The 22840-nt window shown below is 59.0% G+C and carries 21 protein-coding genes; 3 read left to right on the plus strand and 18 right to left on the minus strand.

Annotated elements, in window-relative coordinates; genetic code table 11:
* Positions 1 to 152: 152 nt before the first annotated feature.
* From KI792_13975 to KI792_13985, 3 genes are all read left to right on the plus strand, one after another.
* Positions 153 to 1022 (plus strand): deoxyribodipyrimidine photo-lyase, encoded by an 870-nt coding sequence (locus tag KI792_13975; protein MBV6634130.1) that lies wholly within the window; start codon positions 153 to 155, stop codon positions 1020 to 1022.
* A gap of 14 nt (positions 1023 to 1036) precedes the next feature.
* Positions 1037 to 1498 (plus strand): hypothetical protein, encoded by a 462-nt coding sequence (locus KI792_13980; protein MBV6634131.1) that lies wholly within the window; start codon positions 1037 to 1039, stop codon positions 1496 to 1498.
* A gap of 301 nt (positions 1499 to 1799) precedes the next feature.
* Positions 1800 to 2519, plus strand: coding sequence for a GntR family transcriptional regulator (locus tag KI792_13985; GenBank protein MBV6634132.1), 720 nt, complete (start codon positions 1800 to 1802; stop codon positions 2517 to 2519).
* A gap of 17 nt (positions 2520 to 2536) precedes the next feature.
* On the opposite strand, the gene KI792_13990 is transcribed toward KI792_13985, so the two are convergent.
* From KI792_13990 to KI792_14075, 18 genes are all read right to left on the minus strand, one after another.
* Positions 2537 to 2770: a hypothetical protein gene (locus tag KI792_13990; protein ID MBV6634133.1), complete on the minus strand. Its 234-nt coding sequence runs from the start codon at positions 2768 to 2770 to the stop codon at positions 2537 to 2539.
* A gap of 35 nt (positions 2771 to 2805) precedes the next feature.
* Positions 2806 to 3993, minus strand: coding sequence for a hypothetical protein (locus tag KI792_13995; GenBank protein ID MBV6634134.1), 1188 nt, complete (start codon positions 3991 to 3993; stop codon positions 2806 to 2808).
* Between the two features lie 268 nt (positions 3994 to 4261).
* Positions 4262 to 5410, minus strand: coding sequence for a hypothetical protein (locus KI792_14000; GenBank protein MBV6634135.1), 1149 nt, complete (start codon positions 5408 to 5410; stop codon positions 4262 to 4264).
* Positions 5411 to 5640: 230 nt separating this feature from the next.
* Positions 5641 to 6471: a TerB family tellurite resistance protein gene (locus KI792_14005; GenBank protein ID MBV6634136.1), complete on the minus strand. Its 831-nt coding sequence runs from the start codon at positions 6469 to 6471 to the stop codon at positions 5641 to 5643.
* Positions 6472 to 6577: 106 nt separating this feature from the next.
* Positions 6578 to 7432 (minus strand): glycerophosphodiester phosphodiesterase, encoded by an 855-nt coding sequence (ugpQ, locus tag KI792_14010; protein MBV6634137.1) that lies wholly within the window; start codon positions 7430 to 7432, stop codon positions 6578 to 6580.
* A gap of 379 nt (positions 7433 to 7811) precedes the next feature.
* A complete protein-coding gene (locus tag KI792_14015) occupies positions 7812 to 8582 on the minus strand; it encodes a glycerophosphoryl diester phosphodiesterase (GenBank protein ID MBV6634138.1) in 771 nt (256 codons plus the stop codon).
* 34 nt (positions 8583 to 8616) lie between these two features.
* Entirely contained in the window at positions 8617 to 9612 is a 996-nt protein-coding gene (locus KI792_14020; protein ID MBV6634139.1) for a class I SAM-dependent methyltransferase, read from the minus strand.
* Positions 9613 to 9739: 127 nt separating this feature from the next.
* Positions 9740 to 11866, minus strand: a complete 2127-nt coding sequence (pnp, locus tag KI792_14025) for a polyribonucleotide nucleotidyltransferase (GenBank protein MBV6634140.1) — start codon at positions 11864 to 11866, stop codon at positions 9740 to 9742.
* A 428-nt stretch (positions 11867 to 12294) separates the two neighbouring features.
* Positions 12295 to 12564 (minus strand): 30S ribosomal protein S15, encoded by a 270-nt coding sequence (rpsO, locus tag KI792_14030; GenBank protein MBV6634141.1) that lies wholly within the window; start codon positions 12562 to 12564, stop codon positions 12295 to 12297.
* Between the two features lie 43 nt (positions 12565 to 12607).
* Positions 12608 to 13543, minus strand: coding sequence for a tRNA pseudouridine(55) synthase TruB (gene truB / locus KI792_14035; GenBank protein ID MBV6634142.1), 936 nt, complete (start codon positions 13541 to 13543; stop codon positions 12608 to 12610).
* Positions 13543 to 14019 (minus strand): 30S ribosome-binding factor RbfA, encoded by a 477-nt coding sequence (gene rbfA, locus KI792_14040; protein MBV6634143.1) that lies wholly within the window; start codon positions 14017 to 14019, stop codon positions 13543 to 13545. The genes truB and rbfA overlap by 1 nt, the downstream gene beginning before the upstream one ends.
* Before the next feature lie 81 nt (positions 14020 to 14100).
* Positions 14101 to 16782 (minus strand): translation initiation factor IF-2, encoded by a 2682-nt coding sequence (infB, locus tag KI792_14045; GenBank protein MBV6634144.1) that lies wholly within the window; start codon positions 16780 to 16782, stop codon positions 14101 to 14103.
* A 158-nt stretch (positions 16783 to 16940) separates the two neighbouring features.
* Complete coding sequence (locus KI792_14050) at positions 16941 to 17618, minus strand: RNA-binding protein (GenBank protein ID MBV6634145.1); 678 nt, start codon at positions 17616 to 17618, stop codon at positions 16941 to 16943.
* A 63-nt stretch (positions 17619 to 17681) separates the two neighbouring features.
* Positions 17682 to 19268, minus strand: a complete 1587-nt coding sequence (gene nusA, locus KI792_14055) for a transcription termination/antitermination protein NusA (GenBank protein MBV6634146.1) — start codon at positions 19266 to 19268, stop codon at positions 17682 to 17684.
* 60 nt (positions 19269 to 19328) lie between these two features.
* The gene (gene rimP, locus KI792_14060; protein ID MBV6634147.1) at positions 19329 to 19925 is read right to left on the minus strand and encodes a ribosome maturation factor RimP; all 597 of its coding nucleotides are present in this window, start codon (positions 19923 to 19925) and stop codon (positions 19329 to 19331) included.
* Between the two features lie 210 nt (positions 19926 to 20135).
* Positions 20136 to 20867, minus strand: a complete 732-nt coding sequence (locus KI792_14065; protein MBV6634148.1) for a tRNA (guanine(46)-N(7))-methyltransferase TrmB — start codon at positions 20865 to 20867, stop codon at positions 20136 to 20138.
* Positions 20868 to 20925: 58 nt separating this feature from the next.
* Positions 20926 to 22098: a methionine adenosyltransferase gene (gene metK / locus KI792_14070; GenBank protein MBV6634149.1), complete on the minus strand. Its 1173-nt coding sequence runs from the start codon at positions 22096 to 22098 to the stop codon at positions 20926 to 20928.
* A 248-nt stretch (positions 22099 to 22346) separates the two neighbouring features.
* Entirely contained in the window at positions 22347 to 22835 is a 489-nt protein-coding gene (locus KI792_14075) for a helix-turn-helix transcriptional regulator (GenBank protein MBV6634150.1), read from the minus strand.
* Positions 22836 to 22840: the final 5 nt, after the last annotated feature.

Below are 22840 nucleotides of genomic sequence, written 5' to 3' on the forward strand. Positions count from 1 at the left end.
CTATCGCTCATTAGCAAATGCCTCATAACCCCATTCTATGCGGAACGGCGGAAAACTGCGCCAGTTGTTTCACGTTCCTGGCTTGCCGAGCCTGTTTTGGGCGTTACCTCAATGCCGCAAGAATGAATCACAATGCGGTCGTCTGATCCCAAATGAACAAGGTCTCTGAACCTAATCCGCCAATTGATGGGCAAAGCGCCAGTACCATTGATGCGCCAGCGCCGATTGACCTCGCCCCATTGGCCGCTGGCGATCTGGCTGCTTTGGCGGCTGCGTTCCCGCAGGCGGCGGCAAGGGACGACACCCTGGCCGACTGGCCACCCGGTTCTGATGGGGCTAAGGCACGGATTGAGGCCTTAGCACCCCAGGCCTATGAGAAGAGCCGAAACCATGTGGACGGTAAGGTTTCCCGCCTTTCCCCCTATATCCGCCATGGGGTTGTTGAGTTGGCGGCGATCCGCGATGCCGCGCTGGATAAGGTGGGCAAACCCAAGCAGGCCTTCAAATTCGTGCAAGAGCTGGCCTGGCGGGATTACTGGCTCCGCGTCTATGCCGAGATTGGCGATGGCGTCTGGGACGATCAGGAAGATTGGAAGACCGGCTTTACCGCCGGTGATTATGCGGATCAGCTGCCCGATGAGATCCCAGCCGGTCAAACCGGCCTGAAATGCATGGATGATTGGGCGGATGAGCTGCGGGAAACCGGCTATCTGCACAATCATGTGCGGATGTATGTGGCCGCCTATGTGGTTCATTACCGCCGGGTTAAGTGGCAGGCGGGCGCGCGTTGGTTCCTTATCCATCTGCTGGATGGCGACCCCGCCTCAAACAATCTGTCCTGGCAGTGGGTGGCCAGCACTTTTGGCCACAAGCCCTACATCTTCAACCGGGATAATCTGGTGAAGTACACGGATGGTAAGCATTGCCAGGGCTGTCCCCATGCGGTGGCCGGTACCTGCCCGTTTGATGCGTCCTATGACGCCTTGTCTGATCGGTTGTTTCCAAATGGCCAGGGCGGCTAGTAAGGGGTTGGGCGATGCTGATTTGGGTTCATGATGATGCGTTGGGGCCAACTCAGCTGGTGTTTGAGCGGTTTCCGAAGGCAGCCGCTGCCTATGTCTTCGATGATCAGGTGATTGAGCATCGGCATTATGGGCTGAAGCGTTTGCATTTCATTGCCGGTTGCCTGGCCACGCTGAACGAGCATCACCCGGTTGCGACCTATCATGGTGATACGGCGCAAACTCTCGCCAGCCTGGCCAAGCAATCTGGCACCGACATAATCGCCACCATGGCAACCCCTTGTCCGAAGCTTGGGCAGGTCATGGGTGACCTGGAGGTGCGGCATGGATTGTCACTCACGGTGGTGGAGCCGACGCCCCTCGTGCAGCTGGAAAGTGAGCCCGACCTAAAGCGCTTCTCACGCTATTGGCGGCAGGCTCAAAAGTCGGCGTTCAAACATGCCGATTTGCCGTTGTTCAAACGACCGCAACCTTGAAATCTGTTGGCAGCGCTGGTCGGTGATCAGCTCACTGGTCGAACACCATCTTTGTCGGACAATCAACAATAGGGCGCTCAGACGCCGCCACGCTTGGCCTGCCCCAGCCAGTGGTCGATGGGGTGGGTTGGGGTTGTTTCCAAATCGTTACTCTTAAGACGACATCTCAGCTTCCAGCACTCTGTCAAAATTGACGATTAGCGTCTATTTCTGCATTCTGAATTCGATAAATAGAATTCGGAATGCGTAAAAACGCAGTATATAAGCCGATTTCTGGTGATTGCGCCTAGCATAGGTTGAGATGTCGATCCGCGAGATTCCAAGCCGTTCTGACCTGGTTCATGAGGCTTACGACGCCATAAAAGCCGCGATCATGGCCGGTGATTTACAGCCGGGCGCCTATCTGGCGCAGGAGAGTCTGGCCGCCAAATTGGGGGTCAGTCGCCAGCCGGTTAGTCATGCGCTGATGCTGCTGCGTCATGATGGTTTGGTGGTTGAACGGGGTCGGAAGGGTCAAATGGTGGCGCCTTTGGACCCCCATCATTTGCTCTCGCTTTATCAGGTGCGTGGTGCCCTCGATCGGCTCGCGGCTGAGCTGACCGCGACGCGATTGGCGCGCCTATCTGAGGGCGCGGCGGCGGGTCCCGGTGGCGGCCTTGATGGCGGCCTCGGCACCGACCTCACCATGATGCTGGCTGATGGGTCGGGGGCAATCGCTAGCAATGATATCGCCCGATTGGTCGAGGCGGATCTCGCCTTCCATCGGTTGATCTACAAACTATCTGGTAACCCCGAACTTGGTGAAATGGCGGATGCGGCCTGGCCCCATATGGTTCGATCCATGCGGGTGCTGCTGACGGATATCGAGCAGCGGCAGAAGGCGTGGGATGATCACCGCCGGATCGTGAAGGCGATCCTTGATGGCGATGTGGCGGAGGCTGGCAACCGGGCGGCACAGCACGCCGAAGAGGCAGGGGAAGCGACCTTCGCCTGCCTGCTTGAGATTGCTAAGAACCGATAGACCCCGGTTAAGGTGGATTACGGCCTTGGTGGTGGGGTGGCCGTGGCTGCCTTTTCTGCTGCCCGCTTCGCCTTCACCACTTGCAGCAGGTGATAGAAGGGCGGGGTTGGTGGCCCGCTGACCTTTGGGCGCTCTGGCTTAATGCCGAGCTTGGCCGCTTGGCGATCCTCTTCCAGCGCATCGAGCAGATGCTGAAGTGAGCCGTGCTTAACCGGCGTGCCAGGTGTTGGATTGTTGGGGGTTGGCGTCATTGTTCTTGCTCTCCGTCGATTATCCGGCCCGTCGCTTACGGTGCGGGGGCAGCGTCAGCTTGTGAGGTTGGGCCACCCAGGGTTTGGTTCCGGGGCAGGGTTTCTGGACCAGGCGTGGTGGGCTCAACCGCGTCACCGGCAATTGGGTCGCCGGGCTGCAGGCCCTCAGCCTTCAGGATGGCGGCCAGGTCAGGGTTGCGGCGGATGGCAACAACGGCTGAGCTCATGCCCTCAAGCAGTTGGCGTGCGGTGATCCGGGTGCCCGGGTCGTCAGAGTCTTTCCACTCCTGATAATGGCTGCGGGCCGCCAAGATGCTCTCGACCGGGTTCTCACGTTGGTTGGTAATCAGCGCCCGCGATTGGGTGACCATGTCCAGCATGTTGGCCATGTAGTGCAGGTTGGTGCGGCCAATATCGCGCATGGCGGCCAGGGTCTCCGCCAGCTCACCCTCGGCGCGGGGCGGCTTGTCCATCGTGTCGTACTGGCGGCGTAGGCGGTTCGCCTGTCCGCGATGATGGGTGGCCTCGCGTGCCATGTTGACCAGGCCGGTCAGCTGGGTGCGGGCGTTCAGCCGCTCCTCATTCTCAGACCCGAAACCGAGATAGCGTCGGCCACCCTTCAGCTCGCCCAGGATCTCTGGGTTCTCTTCAACCTGTTGAGCGGCGGCTTCCAGGGCATCCTCGCCCAGCTCGCGGCGTAGTTCCGACCATTTACGGCGTGCCACGGCAGGCTCGTCATAGGCGCGGATGATCGCATTCTCGATGCTGCTTTCCGCAATGTTGGCGCGGCCGCCTTGCTCGCTCATCTGGCGGGCCACATGGCTGCGACGGGCCATTTGATCGCGCCAGGCAATGGCGGTGTCCAAACGCTCCGGCGTTAGATAGGTGCTGAGCCAGGCCGCACGTTCGGCAACCACCTCAAGGGCGCGTTGGCGGCTCGGCAGGCCATTCATGGTGGAGCAGGCGCCAATAATCACATGATGGCCCATGCTTTTGTTCAGCTCATCTGACTCATGCAGGGTTGGGGCATCGCGATCCGCCATCTTGCGGATGTCAAACATGTGGTTGTCGAGCTGACCCTGACCAAGGAAGGGGATCGGGTCGCGCCAGGCCGGCATGGCCGACTGATCAGGCGTGGCCTCCTGTTCATGCCCCATCGTGCTCAAACGCTCGAGCAGCGTCGCATAGGCGCCGGGTGAGCCGTCATACCGATGGGGATGCATAGGTTTCCTCCCTTGAGACAATGGGGTGCGTTTGATGATGTTTTGTATACTATATAAGTAACAATCGGGCCATAAAAATCTGCATTGTTTCCTTAAATTAGACAAAAAATCTGTCGATTGACGCGTTTTGGGAGGAAAAATGGCGTCGAAACCAGGGTTGAGCCAGCGTGATACCGGCTGGGTGCTGCGCCACAACGCGAAAGGCCCGCCAGCGGAGGATGGGATCGCTGGTCGAGCCTTTGCGGTAGGGCCTAAATTGTGGGGGTAATTAGGCCAGATTGCTGGGTCCGGTGCGCTCCGGGCTGCGGGCGGTGCCTGGTCGCTTCTTGTCGGCCAGCGGGTTGGTTGGCTCAATGCCCTGGGCGCGAAGGCTGGCCGACAGGCTTGGGTCGTCCATGATGGCGGTGAAGGCTGGGGCCAGGCCCTGCCTTAGGCTGCGGGCGGCGCTGCGGCTGCCCATGTCATCCTGGGCAATCAGATCATGGTACAGCTCTCTTGCCGCCACGACGGTGGTGACCGGATCGGTTTCTTGGCCGGCGATCAGCGCCTGTGCCCTGGTCACCTTGTCTGCCATATCCATCATGTAATGCAGGTTGATGCTGTTGATGTCGCGCATGGCCATGAGGGTGTCTGCCACTTCGGCATCGCCCCGGCCGGGCTTCTCCATGGCGTCGTATTGGCGGCGGATCTTGGTGATCTGCTGGCCATGATTGGCGATCTTGGCCGCTGATTGCGGCAGGGTGGCCAGGCTGTTGATCGCCTCTCGCCGTTCGGCATTGGGACCGCCGAGGCCAAGCCAGGTGTTACCACCTTTAAGGGTGCCAATAATCGATGGGTCCATCGACACCTTGCGCGCTGCCGCAGCGAGGCCGCCCGTCTCGGGGGCAGAGACCAGCTCACCCCAAGCCTGTTTGGCGGCATCGGGATCGGTAAAGGCATTGGCCACCACCCGCTCCATCGCTCTGGTGTCTTGATTGATGTGGTTGCGGTTGTCGCTGATCTGGCTGCTGAGTTCGGCCACCTTGGCGACCTGGTCACGCCAAGCAATGGCGCGGTCCATCTTCTCCGGCGTTAGGTAGGTAGAGAGCCAGGCCGCGCGCTCGGTCAGGATGTCGAGGCTTTGCTGACGGGCGTCCAGGCCGTCTTTAACCGAATGGGCGCCGATAGTGGCGTGGTGGGTCATCGGTTGATCAAGCTGATCATCAGGGTGCAGCGTCGCGCCATCCCGGTCTGCCATGCCTTTCAGTACGGGCATATGGGCGTCGAGATCGGCGGTGGCGATATTCGGCAGAATGTCCTGCCAGCCGGGCATCGGCCCTGCCAGATCGTGGGCTGATCGCTTCTCACCCATGGTCGCTAGCCGCTCAAGCTGGGCCTCATAAGGGCCGGGCGAACCGTTGTATTTTAATGGGTGCATTGATCTACTCCTCGACAACAATCTCTTATCTGAACACTTGTTTTGTATATCAAATACGTAACAATAATCTTAGAAAGAGGCCCATTGTTTCTGATTAGTAGACAAAAATAGCAGTCGCAATCCCCTCGTATGGCCGTGCTTGATAGAAGCAGCCAGACAAAAATTACCAATATTTTCCAATGTGTTGGCGGCTAGGTACTTATCCAAACACCGGTGACAAATGCCGAAAGCTAGGTCGCGGCGACGATCTTGCGGATTTGCTTCTTCGGAATCATCAAGCTTGTGCAGCAGCGCTCCAGGAATTTCTTCTCAGACTTGTCCACGGAGCCGTCGGCTGCTGCCAACATGCGGATACCATCAATGACCATTAGGCGTTGGGGTGGTTTAAGGCCGGCTGCGATCGCGCTCAGGTAATCGGTCAGATCTTTTTCTTCCAGCGTATGTGTGGCGATCGCATTTCTTATCTCGCCTTGCTTCACCTCTTGGCCGGTGATTTTCGACATATAGTCGGCGATTAGCGCCACCTCACGTGGGTCAATCTCACCATCTGCCTTGGCGGTCGCGATCAGCACCTCACGGAGAAGATCGGCAAATGAACTGCCAGCCTCGGCGTGAAACTTCTTCGTTGCTCGTTTGGCTTTTCTAACTGATTGGACAATCAATAAGATCAGCAGCAGCAGGCCCGGCCAGAAGGCATAGCCAAACACGTAGGTGGCAGCTGGGATCTCGCTCGGCGGTAGGGGATCTGGCAATACGCCAAGTGATTGCAGTTGCGCTATCTTCTCGGCATCCATCGGCCAGTATTTGTCGGTCCCGTTGGCTTCAATGACCAGGCCCTTATCAACCACGTAGACACCGAGGCCGAGCCAGAATGTCGTGGCTAAGTGTGACAGGCGCCCATTATTTGCCCATTCACTCGGCAGGCTGGATGCCAGCCCGGGGGGAATGGTGACCGACGCTACCTTGGTCGTGCTGTCGTCATTGCCAACTCGGATTTTAGCTTCCGCCTCACTTGGCATACTCAAACTTAAAACCAGCAGGCAAATCACCACCGACAGCAAACGCATCATGTCACGCCCTCATGACCTTCAAGAAACTGAGTATATGAGTATGTGCTTGTCGATGGAGTGACACAATCCTAAACCCAGTCATCAAGCGTGATTGCCTTCAAACCATGTTGTTCATGGCGAAGCGGGCCAGGCGGTTATAGAGCGGCGGCGGTGCCAGCTGGCCGGGCAGCTCTGGTAGGCGCAGCAGGTCTGGCCAGTGGGTGTCAGGCATATCGATGCCCCAGGCCCGGCGAAGTTTCTGCAGGCTGGGTGGCAGTAGGGCCAGGGCCTTGCGGATGCCCGCTGGGCAATCGGTGATGATGGTGCCAACCCCGGTGGCGATCAGGCTGGTCGCCAGGCGTGGATGGTTAATCGTCCAGGCCACCACTGGTAGGTTCGCCGCCCGCAAATCGGCCATCTGTGCCGTGGTGATATGCATGCCGTTCAGATGGATGGCTGACAGCTCCAACCGTTGATGCAGGCGCCGCCAATCTTTGGGCAATCGATTGGCCAGAAGGCCGCGCGGGTAGCCAGGCGCATCACGCCGTGCCGCCAACAAGGATTTGGCCGAGAAGCTGGAGAGTAATGGCGGTGGCTCACCCTTTGGCCAATAGGCCTTAATCGCCTCGGTCACGGCGAGGGCGGTCGTTCGCTCCCGCCCGATACAGGGCTTAATCTCGATATTTGGGGTGATACCCAGAAGGGCGCAGCGGGCCAGCGCTTCGGGCAGGGTGGGCACGGCCTCACCGGTGAAGCTGTCATGGAACCGGTAACCGGCATCAAGATGGCGGATGGTGCGGTAACTGGTGTCGCGGACCAGGGCACGATGACCGGTGGTACGCTTTAAGCTGACATCATGCATCAGGATCGGGATGCCATCTGCGGTCAGCTTAACGTCGAACTCGACCCAACTGGCCCCTTCCCGTGCCGCTTGATCAATACCGGCCAGGGTGTTTTCCGGGGCTAGTCTCATGGCCCCCCGGTGGCCGATGACACGCGGCAGTTCAAGCTGCATCGTCGCCTCCTCGGTGGCCACCTTGCCGACCAGCTGGCCAAACAGGGTGCGGGGTCCAATCTCTCGTTTTTGGACATGGCCGTTCCGATCTCACGCCGCTGGTCGAAACTTTGCCAGCAAAACAAAACTGGAACGCACACATCATTGCGGAGGTGTATGCGGGGGAAGTGTTACGGTTTCGCTAAAGTCCCTTGACGGAACTGTTAAATCGGTCGGGCCCGGTGGTTTTGCGCCAGTTTGTTACGTAAGCGTGGGTGATTGGCGCATGGTTGTGTCGCCCAAGACACGAGTGAGAAGGTGAAGAGCCAGGGTTTTACTGGCTCTGGACTAGGTTTCCCTAATGCGAGTCATTGAGGGTAATCTGCCGCCTGGGTTGGGCATCCAGGATCGGCTTCAGGGTTTTGGGCGTATCGGTGAACACGCCCTCAACACCCCAGGCTAGCAACTCATGCATTTGGTCAGTATCATTGACGGTATACACTAGCACGTGTCGACCCGTCGATTTGAATGCCGCCACCTCCTCGGCCGTGACGCGATCCCCGTTCACATTGATGGTTGCCACCGTTAGCCGATCCGCGATTTCCCGCCAATCATCCGGCTTGTCCCAGATCAGGTAGCCGCGCGGCCATTCGGGTGCCTCCCGCTTGGCAACCTCCAACGCCTCGATTGAAAAACTGGAGATAAAGGGTGGCGGCGCATCACTGGGCCAACAGGCCTTAAGGGTGGCCATAACCGCCATCGCCGTCTCGACATCCCTATTGGGGGCCACCTTGATCTCAACATTCGCCGTTAGCCCTAGGGCGTGGACCAGCTCGATGGCGTCCTCAAGTGTGGGGATTGGCTGGCCATTGCCTGCATCCAGCTCCCGAAGCGCTGCAAAGGGTGTTTTGTCCACCTGCCCAGTGCCGTTGGTCGTGCGGTCCAGGGTGTCATCGTGGAACAGGATGGTTTGGGGTGGGGTATCGCCGCTGATGGTGGCATCGAACTCCACCATCGGTGCGCCCTGTGCGCTGGCTTCGCGAATGCTGGCGAGGGTGTTTTCAGGCGCGTGGGCCGCTGCCCCGCGATGGCCGATCAGTAAGGGTAAGGTGAGGGTTAGCGGCCTCATCTCTGATCACTCGGTTTGGGTTACTCAGTTTGGGTTACTCGGTGGATTGAACCCCGGTAACCTTGCCATCAATCACCGTCTCGCCCTTTGGATAGGCGGTGGGCAACACGGCATCTAGCTCAACCGGCCATTTGACCGAGCTTCTACCAACCTTCCTGAACAAAACGGCGGAGGACAGGCTGCCCTCATAATGCTCATCAAACGCATTGGTCGGGTGGCACATGCGGGGCACAATAAACGCCTGCTCGCCAATCACCGCCTGCTCAATCACAAAGCCGGTCGCGGGGTTAAAGATCGCGTGCCAGGCCTGGTCTGAGAAACGCCAGAAATCCCAGGGCTGCTCATGCAGTGGCCAAGTCTGGTGGGTCATGACGAGGCCGATGCCGCCGGTCTTCATCACCTTGCTAAGCTCGATGGCCACCTTCCACGGCATCAACAGGTGTTCAAACACCGAGAAGGACATAACGGCATCAAAGGTGTTCTTGCGGAAGTGCCGGGACAGGGAATGGGCATCGCCGGTCACATCCACATTCGGCCCTTCCATGATGTCGAGACCGGTATACTGCCAATCCTTCGGTGCGAAGTGACGGCGGGCAATGCTGGACCGGGCCCGGGCGCCGATTTCCAACAGATGGCCGGGCTTACCCTGCGCCTGCATGGCGTTGATAAAGGTCTCTAGGGCCTGGTGGGTGCCATCGCCCTGGGGCTGTCCCGGATTGGTGATCTTATGCTGCTGCTGATCTTGCGTATCGATGACCAGCTCACCGCTGGCGAGGTCGCTTGCCTTGGTCTTTAGCTCAAAGCGTTGATCAAAGGAGAACCGGGTTGAGCCTTCGTCGCCCGTCTCGGTCTTCAGTGTCAGCGGAAACACCTGATCATCGGGCAGCACCAGCTTAACGCCAGTAATCGGGGCGCCCATCACCTGAACCCAGCCGGTAATGACCAGCGAGCCCTGGAACAGGGAATAGCGACCCATGCCGTATTTCACGGTGGGTATCGTTTCCGCGGGGGTTGGTGCTGGTTCGTTCATGCGAGACCGGTATCCGGATGGGCGCAGGATGTAAAGCTCTGGCAGAATTCAGCCAATTTATGGGTGCAAAAGCAAAGGGGCCAGCGAATGCCGGCCCCTTCTCAAAAATCGTTTCACCCTGTGGGTGTTACGCGTCTTCCATCTCTGGTTCGACTTCTTCGCCGGTTTCCTGATCGATGTTTTTCATCGACAGGCGAACCTTGCCGCGATCGTCGAAGCCGAGGCATTTCACCTTAACTTCCTGGCCTTCTTCCAGGACGTCGGTGACCTTACCGATGCGACGGTTGGCAATCTCAGAGATGTGCACCAGGCCGTCACGGCTGCCGAGGAAGTTCACGAACGCACCGAAGTCGAGGATCTTGACCACCTTACCGGTGTAGATCACGCCAACCTCTGGATCGGCGGCGATGCCTTTGATCCATTCGATCGCGCGGGTCGCGGCTTCGTTGTCGGTGGCGGCAACCTTAACGGTGCCATCATCGTCCAGATCGATCTTACAACCGGTGGTTTCGACGATCTCACGGATCACCTTACCGCCGGAGCCGATGACTTCACGGATCTTCTCAGGCTTGATCTTGAAGCTGGTGATGCGTGGGGCGAACTCGTTCACCTCTTCGCGGGCACCTTCAATTGCCTTGTTCATCTCACCCAGGATGTGGACCCGGCCGTCTTTGGCCTGCTCAAGCGCCACTTCCATGATCTCTTTCGTGATCGAGGTGATTTTGATGTCCATCTGCAGTGAGGTGATACCGTCTTTGGTACCAGCCACTTTGAAGTCCATATCGCCGAGGTGATCCTCATCACCAAGGATGTCAGACAGAACCGCGAAGCGACCGTCTTCTTCCTTGATCAGGCCCATGGCGATACCAGCCACTGGCTTTGGCAGCGGCACAGCCGCATCCATCAGCGCCAGCGAGGTGCCGCAAACGGTGGCCATAGAGGAGGAACCGTTGGATTCCGTCACCTCAGAGACAACCCGCATGGTGTAGGGGAAGTCTTCTTTCGATGGCAGCATCGGCTTAATCGCACGCCAAGCTAGCTTGCCGTGGCCGATCTCACGACGACCAGGTGAGCCCATGCGGCCAGCTTCACCGACAGAGTATGGCGGGAAGTTGTAGTGCAGCATGAAGTTCTCACGGTACTCGCCTTCCAGCGCGTCGATGATTTGCTCATCCTGACCGGTGCCGAGGGTGGCAACGGCGAGCGCCTGGGTTTCACCGCGGGTGAACAGGGCAGAACCGTGGGTACGTGGCAGGACCCCAACCTCCGCCACGATCGGGCGAACGGTTTTGGTGTCACGACCGTCGATCCGGACGCCGGTGTCGAGGATGTCACCACGCACGATGCTGGCTTCGAGCTTCTTGAAGCTCTCACCGACCATGTTTGGCTCAATCGCGTCGTCTTCAGCATAGAGGGCCATGGCCTTCTCTTTTGCTTCACCGACTTTGCCCTGACGCTCAACCTTGTCCTTGATCTTGTAAGCGGCTTTGAGGTCGTCACCGACTTCACCTTGCAGCTTCTCGAACACGGCCTTTTGGTCGTAGGTCGGCTCTGGCATTGGGCGAGGCTCTTTCGCGCACGCTTCGGCCAGCTCGATGATGGCGTCGATGACCGGTTGGAATTGCTCCATACCGAAGTTCACCGCACCCAGCATGACTTCTTCAGACAGCTCAGACGCTTCTGATTCAACCATCAGCACACCTTCGGTGGTGCCGGCCACAACCAGGTCGAGAATGCTCTCTTCCATTTGTTGTGAGGTTGGGTTCAGGACGTATTCGCCATCGATGTAACCAACGCGCGCCGCACCGATTGGGCCCAGGAATGGCAGGCCAGACAGGGTGAGGGCAGCGGAAGCACCGACCATGGCGACCACATCTGGGTCATTCTCAAGGTCGTGGGCCAGAACGGTGGTAACCACCTGGGTCTCGTTCTTATAGCCATCAATGAAGAGTGGGCGGATCGGCCGGTCGATGAGACGGGAAACCAGGGTTTCTTTCTCAGTTGGGCGACCTTCACGCTTGAAGAAGCCGCCAGGGATTTTACCGGCAGCGAAGGTTTTTTCCTGATAGTTCACGGTCAGCGGGAAGAAGTCCTGACCCGGCCGTGGTGAATGGGCGCCAACAGCGGTACACAGCACGGTGGTCTCACCATAGCTGATCATCACGGCCCCATCGGCCTGACGGGCAACCTTGCCCGTTTCAATGACGAGCTTACGCCCGCCCCACATCAATTCCTTACGGAAAACACTGAACATTACGTTCGTTCCTTACCTACGTGGATCGATACCACCAAAACCTGGCCCTGCCAGATCCGTGAACAGCCAAACAGTCCTACAGCCTATTCCCGGGTTCCCTTCAGGTATCGATCATGTGACGGCGCCCGGACCATCCGGACGCACATGAAAACAAGCGATCAGCCGTGCCAAAAGCTTGCGCGGGCCGACCCTTCGGCCCATCGGGAGATGCTGGCAAGAGGGAGCGCCAGCCTTGCGCCCGACCCTCGGTCGGACGAAGCCCAAATCCAAAAACGGGAAACGGCGACCGCGGGGTGCCGCAATCGCCGTTACCGAAAATCTTGTTCGTTTGATCGACCCCAATGGCAAAATCCGCAGACAGTAAGGGTGTGCTGGGCGTTCCCATCACCGCTGTCTGTGTCACCATCAAGCCGATACGCCTTCTACAATTAGCGGCGTAGACCAAGACGCTCGATCAGCGTCTTGTAGCGGTCATCGCTCTTCTTTTGCAGATAGTCGAGCAGACCACGACGACGACCAACCATGGACAGCAGGCCACGACGGCTGTGGGTGTCCTTTTTGTTGATCTTCAGATGTTCGGTCAGGTTGTTGATCCGCTCGGTCAGGATTGCGACCTGAACCTCTGGTGAGCCGGAATCATTATCACTTTGGCCATATTCTTTCATGAGCTCGGCCTTGCGCTCTAGGGTAATCGACATCGTCAAATCTCCTATCGATGAGTGTCAAAAACGGTTGCGTGGCTTAGAGGTTCAGGACACGGATCGGTTTGATCTCGGGTCCGTCCAACTGCGCTAGGGCCACCGGCTTGCCATCCGACATGGTCAAGATCGGCTCGCCCTCATCCTCCATTTCGAGGTTGTCTAGGCGGTGTCGATCCTGACGGGACAGGAATTTAACCGATTGGCCGAGGCGCAGTTTCTGGGCCTCTTCACGCGTTAAGGCGAGGGCCGGGATGTCGTCCAGCGCTGCCTCAACCGGGAGCAAAAGCTGCTCTCGGGCGTGGGTTATAGACGAATCTTCGATTTCGTCCAATGGAATCGCATCATCTGCCGTGAAAGGCCCGGCAGAAAGCCGCCGTAACTGGCTGACATGGGCCAATGTACCGAGCTCTAGCGCCAGGTCCCGGGCGAGAGAGCGGACATAAGTGCCGGCCCCGCAAGCGACCTCAAACTTGGCGTGGTCCTGATCGACGATCTCGATCAGCTCGAACTCAAAGATCTCCACCTCACGGGTGGGGATTTCGACCTCTTCCCCCTCACGGGCGAGATCATAGGCACGCTCGCCATTGATCTTGATCGCGGAGAATTTGGGCGGCACCTGGGTGATGAGGCCTTTGAAACTCGGCAGGGCGTCCAGGATCTCTTGCTCACCCGGGCGGGCATCGCTGGTCTTGATCACCTCGCCATCGGCATCATCGCTATCGGTTGCCTCACCCCAACGGACGGTGAAGGCATAGGATTTATCGCCATGCAGGGCGTAGTTGACCGTCTTGGTCGCCTCACCAAAGGCAATCGGCAGCACGCCGGTTGCCAGCGGGTCGAGAGTGCCGCCATGGCCTGCCTTCTGTGCGTTCAGATGGCGGCGGATGCGGTTCACGACGGTGGTTGAGGTAACGCCGATCGGCTTGTCCACGACCATCCAGCCATGGACCGGATCGCCCTTCTTACGGCGGCCCATTACTGGTCCTCACCCTTCAGGTGATCATCCGCCATCTCGTCGTCCTCGAGGCTATCGAGGTCAAAGCCTTGCTTATCCTGGTTGGCACGGTTCAGCAGGGCGCCAATCCGGTCCGCCTCTTCAAAGGTGTCATCCAGAATGAATTTGAGGTTTGGCGTGTATTTCAGATGCATGGAGCGGCCCACAAGACCCCGGAAATAGGGCGAGGCCTTGTTTAGTGCGGCGACAACATCCTCAACCGACGCACCCTCAACTGGCGCCTGGCCGCCCAAGGGCATCACATAGGCAGAGGCGTTTTTAAGGTCTGGGCTAACCCGAACCTCGGTCACTGTGATGCTGACATCGCGCAGTAGGGGGTCGCGTGCCTCATTCTCTTGAAGGATTTGTGCCAGGGCGTGTCGGATTTCTTCCCCGACGCGCAATTGCCGCTGGCTGCGCCCGGCCGCTGTGCCGCGCGCTGATGACCGATGGGCCATGATCTATCGTCTTTCACTCAATACGCATCAGCCCAGCACATGTTGTTTGGGCTGATGTCTTTGTCGGTTCAGCTCGGTCGATTAAAGCTCGCGGGCCACTTCTTCGACTTCGAAGCACTCAATGACGTCACCGGCTTTGATGTCGTCATACTTCTCAAATGCCATACCGCATTCGAAGCCGTTCTTGACCTCTTTGACCTCATCCTTGAAGCGCTTGAGCGTCTTCAGGGAGCCCTCATGGATCACCACACTGTCACGCAGCAGCCGGACCTTGGCACCGCGGCGAACTTCGCCCTCGGTGACATAGCAACCGGCAACCTTGCCGACCTTGGTGATGTTGAAGACCTCGCGGATTTCGGCATTGCCGAGGAAGGTCTCGCGCAAGCTTGGCGCCAACAGGCCGCTCAGCAGGCCGCGCACATCGTCGATCAGGTTGTAGATGATCGAGTAGTAGCGGATGTCCACGCCATCCTTCTCAGCCGTTTCACGGGCTTGCGGATTGGCACGAACGTTAAAGCCGACCAGCATCGCACTGGTGGAGCTAGCAAGGGTGACGTCGCTCTCGTTAATCGCACCAACACCGGAGTGCAGGACGCGGAGGTTCACCTCATCGCTGTCCTCGGCGAGTTTGGTGAGCGAGGTGGCAATAGCCTCAACCGAGCCATGGACATCGCCCTTAATGACGACGGCCAGTTCTTTCTGCTCACCCGCTGCGATGGCGCTGAACATTTGCTCAAGTGAGCCCTGACCAGCAGCAATCGTCTGGGTCTCGCGCAGCTTGCGCTGGCGGAACTCAGAAATCTCACGGGCCTTGGCTTCGTTCTCAACGACGGCGAACTCATCACCGGCATTTGGTGCGCCCTGGAGGCCGAGGATCTCGACCGGCACGCCTGGGCCAGCTTCTTTGACGTTCTGACCGCGGTCATTGACCAGGGCACGAACGCGGCCCCACTCAGCGCCGGCAACGAAGATATCGCCAACTTTAAGCGTACCACCCTGAACCAGGACGGTAGCGACCGGGCCGCGACCTTTATCCAGTTTGGCCTCAATCACGGTGCCGTTGGCAACGCGGTTTGGATTGGCCTTCAGTTCCAGGATCTCAGCTTGCAGGAGAATGGCTTCCTCCAGCTTGTCGAGATTGGTGCCCTGCTTGGCTGAGACTTCCACATCCAGAATGTCACCGCCCATGGCTTCCACGATCAGCTCGTGGGTCAGCAGCTCTTGGCGGACCTTGTCTGGGTTGGCCTCTGGCAGGTCGACCTTGTTGATCGCGACGATGATTGGCACCTCGGCAGCCTTGGCGTGGTTAATCGCCTCAACTGTCTGCGGCATGATCCCATCATTGGCGGCAACGACCAGGATCACCAGATCGGTCACGGTTGCACCACGTTGGCGCATCTCGGTGAACGCGGCGTGGCCCGGGGTGTCGATGAAGCTGATCTTTGCCCCATCTTCCAAGGTCACTTGATAGGCACCGATATGCTGGGTGATGCCACCGGCTTCGCCCGCGACCACATCGGTTTTACGCAAGGCATCGAGGAGGGAGGTCTTGCCGTGGTCGACATGGCCCATCACGGTCACGATTGGCGCGCGCGGCACCATATCGCCGTCATCATCTTTGGTCTCGGTGGTGAACAGGCCAAGTTCCACGTCGCTTTCAGAGACGCGGACCATGTTGTGGCCAAATTCCTCAACCAGCAGCTCAGCGGTATCGGCATCGATGGATTGGTTGATGGTGGCCATCACACCCATCTTCATCAGCGCCTTAATCAGGTCGCCGCCACGCTCGGCCATACGGTTGGCTAGCTCTTGCACGGTGATGGCGTCGGGCACCTTCACCTCGCGGGTGACCTTAACGGCCTCCTGCGGCTGCATGGACTTCATCCGCTCACGCTCACGGGCACGGCGTTGTGCGGCCAGTGATGGGAAGCGACCTTCGCCCACATCATCGTTAAGCGCCTGGGTAACCGTCAGCTTACCCGTGCGGCGGCGGTCGCCACCGGCACCACGGCGGGTGTTTGGGGTCTGTTTAACAGCGCCAGCGCCCTTGCCCTTTTTACGGCCACCGCGGGCATCTTCCTCTTCAACCGGGCCAGCAGGTGCGGCCGGACCAGCGGTGCGGGCAGTAGCGCGCTCACGCTCGGCCTCTTCGGCGCGGCGCTTGGCGGCTTCTTCTTCAAGGCGGGCGTCTTCGACGGCCTTTTGCTCGGCTTCGTCAGCCTGGATCTTTTTCAGCTCGGCCAGCTCACGGTCGCGCAGGCTTTGCGCCTCATCAACCGGTGCTTCTTCAGCCGCTGCTTCCTCGGCTGGCTCTTCGTCCTTCTTGGCCTTCTTCGCGCGCGTTGGGCGCGGTGGTGGGGCTGGACGCTCTTCGGTTTTGCGGTTGGCGGCTTCCTGCAGCGCCTTGATCCGGGCGTCGCGCTCGCTCTCGCTCAGATTGCGAAGGGCCTGGGTTTCTGGCGACTCTTCCTCTTTGACCTCGGCTTTGCCTTCGGTCTGGGGCTGCGCCTCAACCGGGTCTTCCTGCTCTTCCGGCTTGGTCTCGGTCGTCAGGCCTTCAGCGCTTAGGGTACGCTTACGGCGGACTTCCACCTGGACGTTCTTAGACCGGCCCTGGCTGACGCTTTGACGCACAGCACCGCTCTCGCCAGGCCGCTTGATCTCAAGCTTGCCAGCGCCGCCTAGGCTTAGCGTCTTGGTCTTCTTCGCTTCGGGCTTTTTGTCCTCGGCGGTCTTCTTGTCGGAGGTCTTCGTTTCAGTCATGTCGATCCGTGTCGTCCTATCCGGCGGCCCACCCCTAAGCTTCGTGTTCGAGCTCTCTGTTCGGGGCGCCGCCGTTAGCGGTGGGGTGTTGTGGCAAAAACCAACGGGTTAAGCAACCAAACTCGTGTTTTTCCGCCCTTTTTGGGCTGTCATGGGGATTAGGTTTCCGGCGGCTCCCGGCCAATCCCGCCAAGGCGGTCCAAATCACGAACAAGGCTTTCGGCCAGCGAGCCTGGGCCCACGGCCACATGGACCGCGATATCACGGCCAAAAACGGCGCCTAGTTCGGCAGCAGTAAAGGTGTCGTCATTGCGGGCAGTGGTGCGGGCGCCTTTGCCGTAGCGCTCAACCTTATCGCGGCCGGCCGGGCTGGCATCACTCGCCTGAATTAAGAGATAGGCATCATCGCGGCGCAGCCAATCGATAACTTTATCGGAGCCGGCGACAGCCTGACCGCCGCGCCGGGCAAGGCCCAGCCAGTTCAGGCAGCGTTGCGATAATAGGTTTGAAAGCTGTGACGGCAGCTCAGCATCCACCGTCACCGGCTGTTTGAATGCGCGGGAGAAGAGCTTCTTCTCAATCGCGGTTTCAAGGGCATCGTGATCAGCGGTTACCCAGGCACCACGGCCGGGTAGCTTTTCAGCGAGGTCGGGTGTGACCTGGCCTTCACCATCGAGGACAAAGCGGATCAGCCGGTCGGTTGGACCTGGCTGACGGGACACAAGACAGCGCCGTTCCGGCCCACTCTTTTTATTGCGGGCCGAATTGGCGGGACCGTTATCGAGCGTATCCTGCTCGAACTCCTGGTCCGTTGCGGTGTCTTGTGCCGTGCTCAAATGCGTCCTTTCGGAAGTGGCTGGGGCAGCGGGTAAATCCGTTACTGAATGGCTCGGCGTACATTACGCCGTGGCCTTTTCAGCTTCTTCACCCTCAGCTTCAGCCGCCTCGGCTTCGGCAGCTGCTTCATCAGCGGCTTGCCACTCTTCTTCAAATAGCTGGCTACGCAGTGCCATGATGATGGCGTTTGCGCTGTCCTCAGTGATCGCTTCTTCACCAACGATTTCAACGAATTCGTCACCAGCCAGATAGGCGATGTCTTCCAGGCTGCGAACTTCGTTCTCGCCCAGCTTCACCATCATTTCTGGGGTCATACCGCCGATCTCGGCCAGCTGATCTTCCACGCCAAGCTCAACCCGGCGGGCTTCAAACTCGGCATCACGCTTCTCGATGAAGTTGGCGGCGCGCTGCTGAAGTTCAGCGCCCAGCTCTTCCTCGATGCCTTGAATGCCGGTCAGTTCATCAACTGGGCTTTGGGCGATGTCTTCCAGGCTAGCGAAGCCCTCAGTGACCAGCAGGCTGGCCAGCATCTCGTCGCAATCCAGTGCCTCGATGAAGATCTCGGTACGCTTCTTCATCATCTCCTGGAAGCGGGCGGCTTCGTCCTCTTCGGTGATGATGTCGATATCCCAGCCGGTCAACATGGAAGCGAGGCGCACATTCTGACCACGACGGCCAATTGCCTGCTTCAGCTGCTCTTCTGGCACCACAACCTCAACCCGGCCGGTTTCCTCATCCATCACCACTTTGGAGACCTCAGCAGGGGCCAGCGCGTTCACCAAGAAGGTGGCGGCGTCTTGGGTCCATGGAATGATGTCGATCTTCTCGCCTTGCAGCTCGCCAACGACGGCCTGCACACGGCTACCACGCATACCAACGCAAGCGCCGACAGGGTCGATAGAGCTGTCATTGGAGATCACAGCGATCTTCGCGCGGCTGCCTGGGTCACGGGCAACGGCCTTAATCTCAATCACACCGTCATAGATTTCAGGCACTTCCTGCGCGAACAGCTTGGCCATGAATTCTGGGTGGGTGCGGGACAGGAAGATCTGTGGGCCGCGCTGCTCTTCACGAACATCGAAGATATAGGCGCGAACCCGGTCACCGTTCTTGAAGAACTCACGCATGATGGTCTCATCACGGCGCATATAGCCCTCGGCACGGCCAAGATCGATGATCACATTGCCATACTCAACCCGCTTGACGATACCGTTGACGATCTCGCCAGCGCGGTCCTTGTACTCTTCATATTGGCGGGCACGCTCAGCGCCGCGCACTTGCTGAACGATCACCTGCTTCGCGGTCTGTGCGGCGATGCGGCCAAAATCAATTGGTGGCAGTGGGTCGATCAGGAACTCACCGATCTCAACGCCCTCTTGGATAACCACAGCTTCGCGATGTGGAAGCTGGATGTTTTCATCTTCGATCTCAGCATCGTCGGCGACGACCTCGCGGTAGCGGGCCAGGGTGATCTCACCGTTTTTGCGGCTGACCTCGGCGCGGATATCGTGCTCTAGGCCGTATTTTGAGCGGCCAGCTTTTTGGATCGCCTGTTCCATGGCGACCAGCACTTCTTCCCGGTCGATGCTTTTCTCGCGGGCGACCGCATCGGCCACTTGCAGCAATTCGAGGCGTGGAGTTCCTGACATTTTTCCGTCCTTCGTTCTTCTGTCCGCTGTCTCTAGCTAGTGCGGCGCAGTGTTAGTCGCTCAATGTTGAGTCTCGGTAATCTCTAATTCGGTATCGACATCATCGCCGGCTTCATCCAACTCCAAGGCACCGCCCTGGGCGCCGGCTTTACCGCCCGCCTTCGCCTGTTCATGGGCGATCAGCGCATCGGTTAGGATCAGCTTGGCTTTCTGAATGCCGTTGAAAGGCAGGGCGATCTCACCCTCCTCCATCTCCAGCACCACGGCGTCGTCATCCTGGGTGCCGATAATCGTGCCGCTGAACTTACGGCGGCCGCCCGGCTCAGTCGTGGCGTGGTGGAACAGCTCCACCTTCGCCTGAAAGCCGGCGTAGTTCACATAATCCTTCAGCCGGGTCAGCGGCCGGTCGATCCCTGGTGACGATACCTCAAGGTGGTACGCGTCAGGGATTGGGTCTTCCACATCGAGCACGGCAGAAATAGCGCGGGAGATATCGGCGCAATCATCCACGGTCATCGATGCACCATCGGCGCGGTCGGCCATGATTTGCAGCACTGGGCGCTTACCGCCCTGCAGCTGCACGCGCACCAGCTCATAGCCCATATCTTCCAGGGCGGGCTCGATAATCGTCGCAACTTTGGTTGCCGGATCGGCCATGCTTTGCCTTGCTCGTAAAACTCTGTCCTGGCCCCATTCGGCCAACAAAAAAGGCGGACCGAAACGGCCCACCCATCCAACGCGATCCTGTCGCGCCGATTGTCGCTCAACCTCGTCTTCTACAAAGCGTCATCACGTACAATCAGGTATGGCCGCCAATATAGGGATTTTTACGACAGGCACAAGCGCGGATGATTGGGGGGCGTCCTGCTAGCCCTCATCAATGCGGGTGAAGTTCAGGAAGTAACCGCAGCGGCCCTGGGCCACCGCCTTCTCAAAATACCGCGTTGGCGACCAATCCTCTGGTGGTACTCGCCAATCACTCGCCTGCTCTGCCTGCCACTTAAAGGCGGGGTGGCGCCAGGTCCGTTCCATCATCCAATCGGCCAGTCTTGGATCATCGGTGGCCAGGCGCAGCTCGGCGCCTGGTTTCATGATCGCGGCAAACCGGTCCAGGGTGGATGGCTGTAGGAAGCGGCGGCGGTGATGCTTGGTTTTCGGCCAGGGATCTGGGAACTGAAGATAAAGGCGCCCAACAACTGAATTTGGAATGGCGGGCAGTAGCTTGCGCGCGTCATCGGGAAACACCCGCACATTCTCAATCTTGCGCGCATGCATGTGGTTCAGCATGGCGGCGACACCGTTCAGAAACGGCTCAAAGCCCAGAATGCCGACATTGGGATAGGTCTCGGCGATATGCAGGGTGTGCTCACCATTGCCAAAGCCGATTTCGAGCCAGAAATCCTCGATCTCGCGACCGAACAGGCCGTCCGGGCCGATCAGCTCATCCGCGGTGTAGGTTTCACCCTCTGGTGGGACTGGCAGGCCGTATTCGGGCAGGGTGGTCAGCGCATCGGCGCGGCCCGCCCGTAAGGGGCGGCCACGGCGGCGGCCATAGAAACGATCGCCGCGTCTGCGCGGTTGAGCATCGCTCTCCTGCATAAGGCCAGCAGTTAACCCCCGATCGCGTCTTGTGTCCCCGGCAGATCCCTAAAGTCGCTTAGAACGCGCTCTTCAGTTGGTCGACCAGGTCCGTCTTCTCCCAAGAGAAGCCGCCATCAGCCTCTGGCTCACGGCCAAAGTGACCATAAGCAGCGGTGCGGGCATAGATTGGGCGGCTCAGCTTAAGGTGCTCACGGATGCCACGTGGGCTTAGATCCATCACATCCTGCAGGATGGCTGGCAGCTTGGTGTCGTCCACTTTCTCGGTGCCATGGGTATTCACATAAACCGAGAGCGGCTTGGAAACGCCAATCGCGTAGGAAAGCTGGATCGTGACGCGGTCGGCCAGATCAGCGGCGATCACGTTCTTGGCGAGGTAGCGCGCGGCATAGGCAGCTGAGCGGTCAACCTTCGTCGGATCCTTACCGGAGAAGGCACCACCACCGTGTGGTGCGGCACCGCCATAGGTGTCGACGATGATCTTACGACCGGTCAGGCCGGCATCACCATCCGGACCACCAATCACGAAGCGACCGGTTGGGTTCACATAGAACTCAGCATCCGGGCACATCCAACCCTCAGGCAGGATCTTCTCGACATGGGTGCGAACATATTCGCGGATTTCTTCCTGGCTGGCGCCTTCGGTGTGCTGGGTCGACACAACAACGGAGGTGGCGCCAACAGGTTGGCCATCGCGGTATTGCAGGGTGACCTGGCTCTTCGCGTCTGGGCCGAGGAAATCGACATCTTTGGCGTGGCGAGCAGTGGCCAGTGACCGAAGGATTTCGTGGGAATAGTAAATCGGCGCTGGCATCAGAACCGGCGTCTCACGGCAGGCATAACCGAACATGATGCCCTGGTCGCCCGCACCTTCATCCTTGTTGTCAGCCGCATTGGCATCAACACCGATGGCGATATCAGCAGATTGCTGGTGCACCCGGTTCAGGACTTCCGCGTTCTTCCAGTGGAAGCCGTCTTGCTCGTAACCGATGTCTTTGATCGCTTCGCGGGCCAGCTGCTCCATCAGCTCATGGGTCACGCTGTCCGGGCCGCGCACTTCACCGGCCAGGCCGACAAAGTTGGTGGTGGTCATGGTCTCAACCGCCACGCGGGAGAGCGGGTCAGCGCCGAGGAAGGCATCGACGATGGCGTCGGAGATGCGGTCACACACCTTATCTGGGTGACCTTCAGAGACAGACTCACTGGTGAAAAGGAAATCGCCCTGGCTCACGCTACTACTACCTTCTGCGGAGGCGGCTGGCTTGGATGGTGGGACAACAGTCATGGGCCAGAACTCCGCCGTTATTATGAATTGATTAGATGATGCGACGTCATCAACGAACGCTGATGAGAGGGTGGCTGTTGTGGCAAGCGTAGCCGCCAAGGTCAAGCATCAGGCGCCTGCCCAGCATAAGCTGTAAAAATTTAGGGTTGATAACCACAAGACATAGCCGGTTTGGCCGGGTCTTAAGCGCCTGTTTAGTCAGCCTTCGCCAGGGTGCGGGCGAGGTCTAGGATCCGGCGACGGACACCGGTATCGCCAATGCTGTAATAGGCCCGAACCAGGTCCAGGGTCTCTTTACGCGCCATTGGGTCATTGTCGAGCCGCGCCTGTGGTTCCTCACCGAAGCCGGCGACCGGCTCGGTCGTGGCTTCCCCGGGCCCCTCATAGATCGCGAGGACGTCGGCGGGCATATCATCGAAGAAGTAGTTTACCGAGACGTCGAGCAGGCGGCTCAAATGGAATAGGCGGCTGGCGCCGATCCGGTTGGCGCCGCGCTCATACTTCTGCACCTGCTGGAAGGTGAGGCCCAGGGCATCACCGAGCCGTTCCTGGCTCATGCCCAGTAGGGTCCGCCGCTGGCGCAGTCGCAGGCCCACATGCATGTCCACCGGGTGTGGACCGCTATCCTGTTTACGGGCACCACCAGATTGGGCTTGTCCTGGTTGATCCTGATCGAAAGGCATAAACG

This window comes from Alphaproteobacteria bacterium SS10, assembly GCA_019192455.1.
Taxonomy (GTDB): domain Bacteria; phylum Pseudomonadota; class Alphaproteobacteria; order TMED2; family TMED2; genus TMED2.

Bases quoted from the DNA above. Each gene is read 5' to 3' on its own strand.
- KI792_14075 (MBV6634150.1), bottom strand. From the start codon at position 22,835: ATGCCTTTCGATCAGGATCAACCAGGACAAGCCCAATCTGGTGGTGCC.
- truB (MBV6634142.1), bottom strand. From the start codon at position 13,543: ATGGGCCGCCGTAAGAAGGGCGATCCGGTCCATGGCTGGATGGTCGTG.
- ugpQ (MBV6634137.1), bottom strand. From the start codon at position 7,432: ATGAGACTAGCCCCGGAAAACACCCTGGCCGGTATTGATCAAGCGGCA.
- rimP (MBV6634147.1), bottom strand. From the start codon at position 19,925: ATGGCCGATCCGGCAACCAAAGTTGCGACGATTATCGAGCCCGCCCTG.
- KI792_14000 (MBV6634135.1), bottom strand. From the start codon at position 5,410: ATGCACCCATTAAAATACAACGGTTCGCCCGGCCCTTATGAGGCCCAG.
- KI792_14015 (MBV6634138.1), bottom strand. From the start codon at position 8,582: ATGAGGCCGCTAACCCTCACCTTACCCTTACTGATCGGCCATCGCGGG.
- infB (MBV6634144.1), bottom strand. From the start codon at position 16,782: ATGACTGAAACGAAGACCTCCGACAAGAAGACCGCCGAGGACAAAAAG.
- rbfA (MBV6634143.1), bottom strand. From the start codon at position 14,019: ATGGCCCATCGGTCATCAGCGCGCGGCACAGCGGCCGGGCGCAGCCAG.
- rpsO (MBV6634141.1), bottom strand. From the start codon at position 12,564: ATGTCGATTACCCTAGAGCGCAAGGCCGAGCTCATGAAAGAATATGGC.
- KI792_13985 (MBV6634132.1), top strand. From the start codon at position 1,800: ATGTCGATCCGCGAGATTCCAAGCCGTTCTGACCTGGTTCATGAGGCT.
- pnp (MBV6634140.1), bottom strand. From the start codon at position 11,866: ATGTTCAGTGTTTTCCGTAAGGAATTGATGTGGGGCGGGCGTAAGCTC.
- KI792_13990 (MBV6634133.1), bottom strand. From the start codon at position 2,770: ATGACGCCAACCCCCAACAATCCAACACCTGGCACGCCGGTTAAGCAC.
- KI792_13995 (MBV6634134.1), bottom strand. From the start codon at position 3,993: ATGCATCCCCATCGGTATGACGGCTCACCCGGCGCCTATGCGACGCTG.
- KI792_14020 (MBV6634139.1), bottom strand. From the start codon at position 9,612: ATGAACGAACCAGCACCAACCCCCGCGGAAACGATACCCACCGTGAAA.
- KI792_14065 (MBV6634148.1), bottom strand. From the start codon at position 20,867: ATGCAGGAGAGCGATGCTCAACCGCGCAGACGCGGCGATCGTTTCTAT.
- nusA (MBV6634146.1), bottom strand. From the start codon at position 19,268: ATGTCAGGAACTCCACGCCTCGAATTGCTGCAAGTGGCCGATGCGGTC.
- KI792_13975 (MBV6634130.1), top strand. From the start codon at position 153: ATGAACAAGGTCTCTGAACCTAATCCGCCAATTGATGGGCAAAGCGCC.
- KI792_13980 (MBV6634131.1), top strand. From the start codon at position 1,037: ATGCTGATTTGGGTTCATGATGATGCGTTGGGGCCAACTCAGCTGGTG.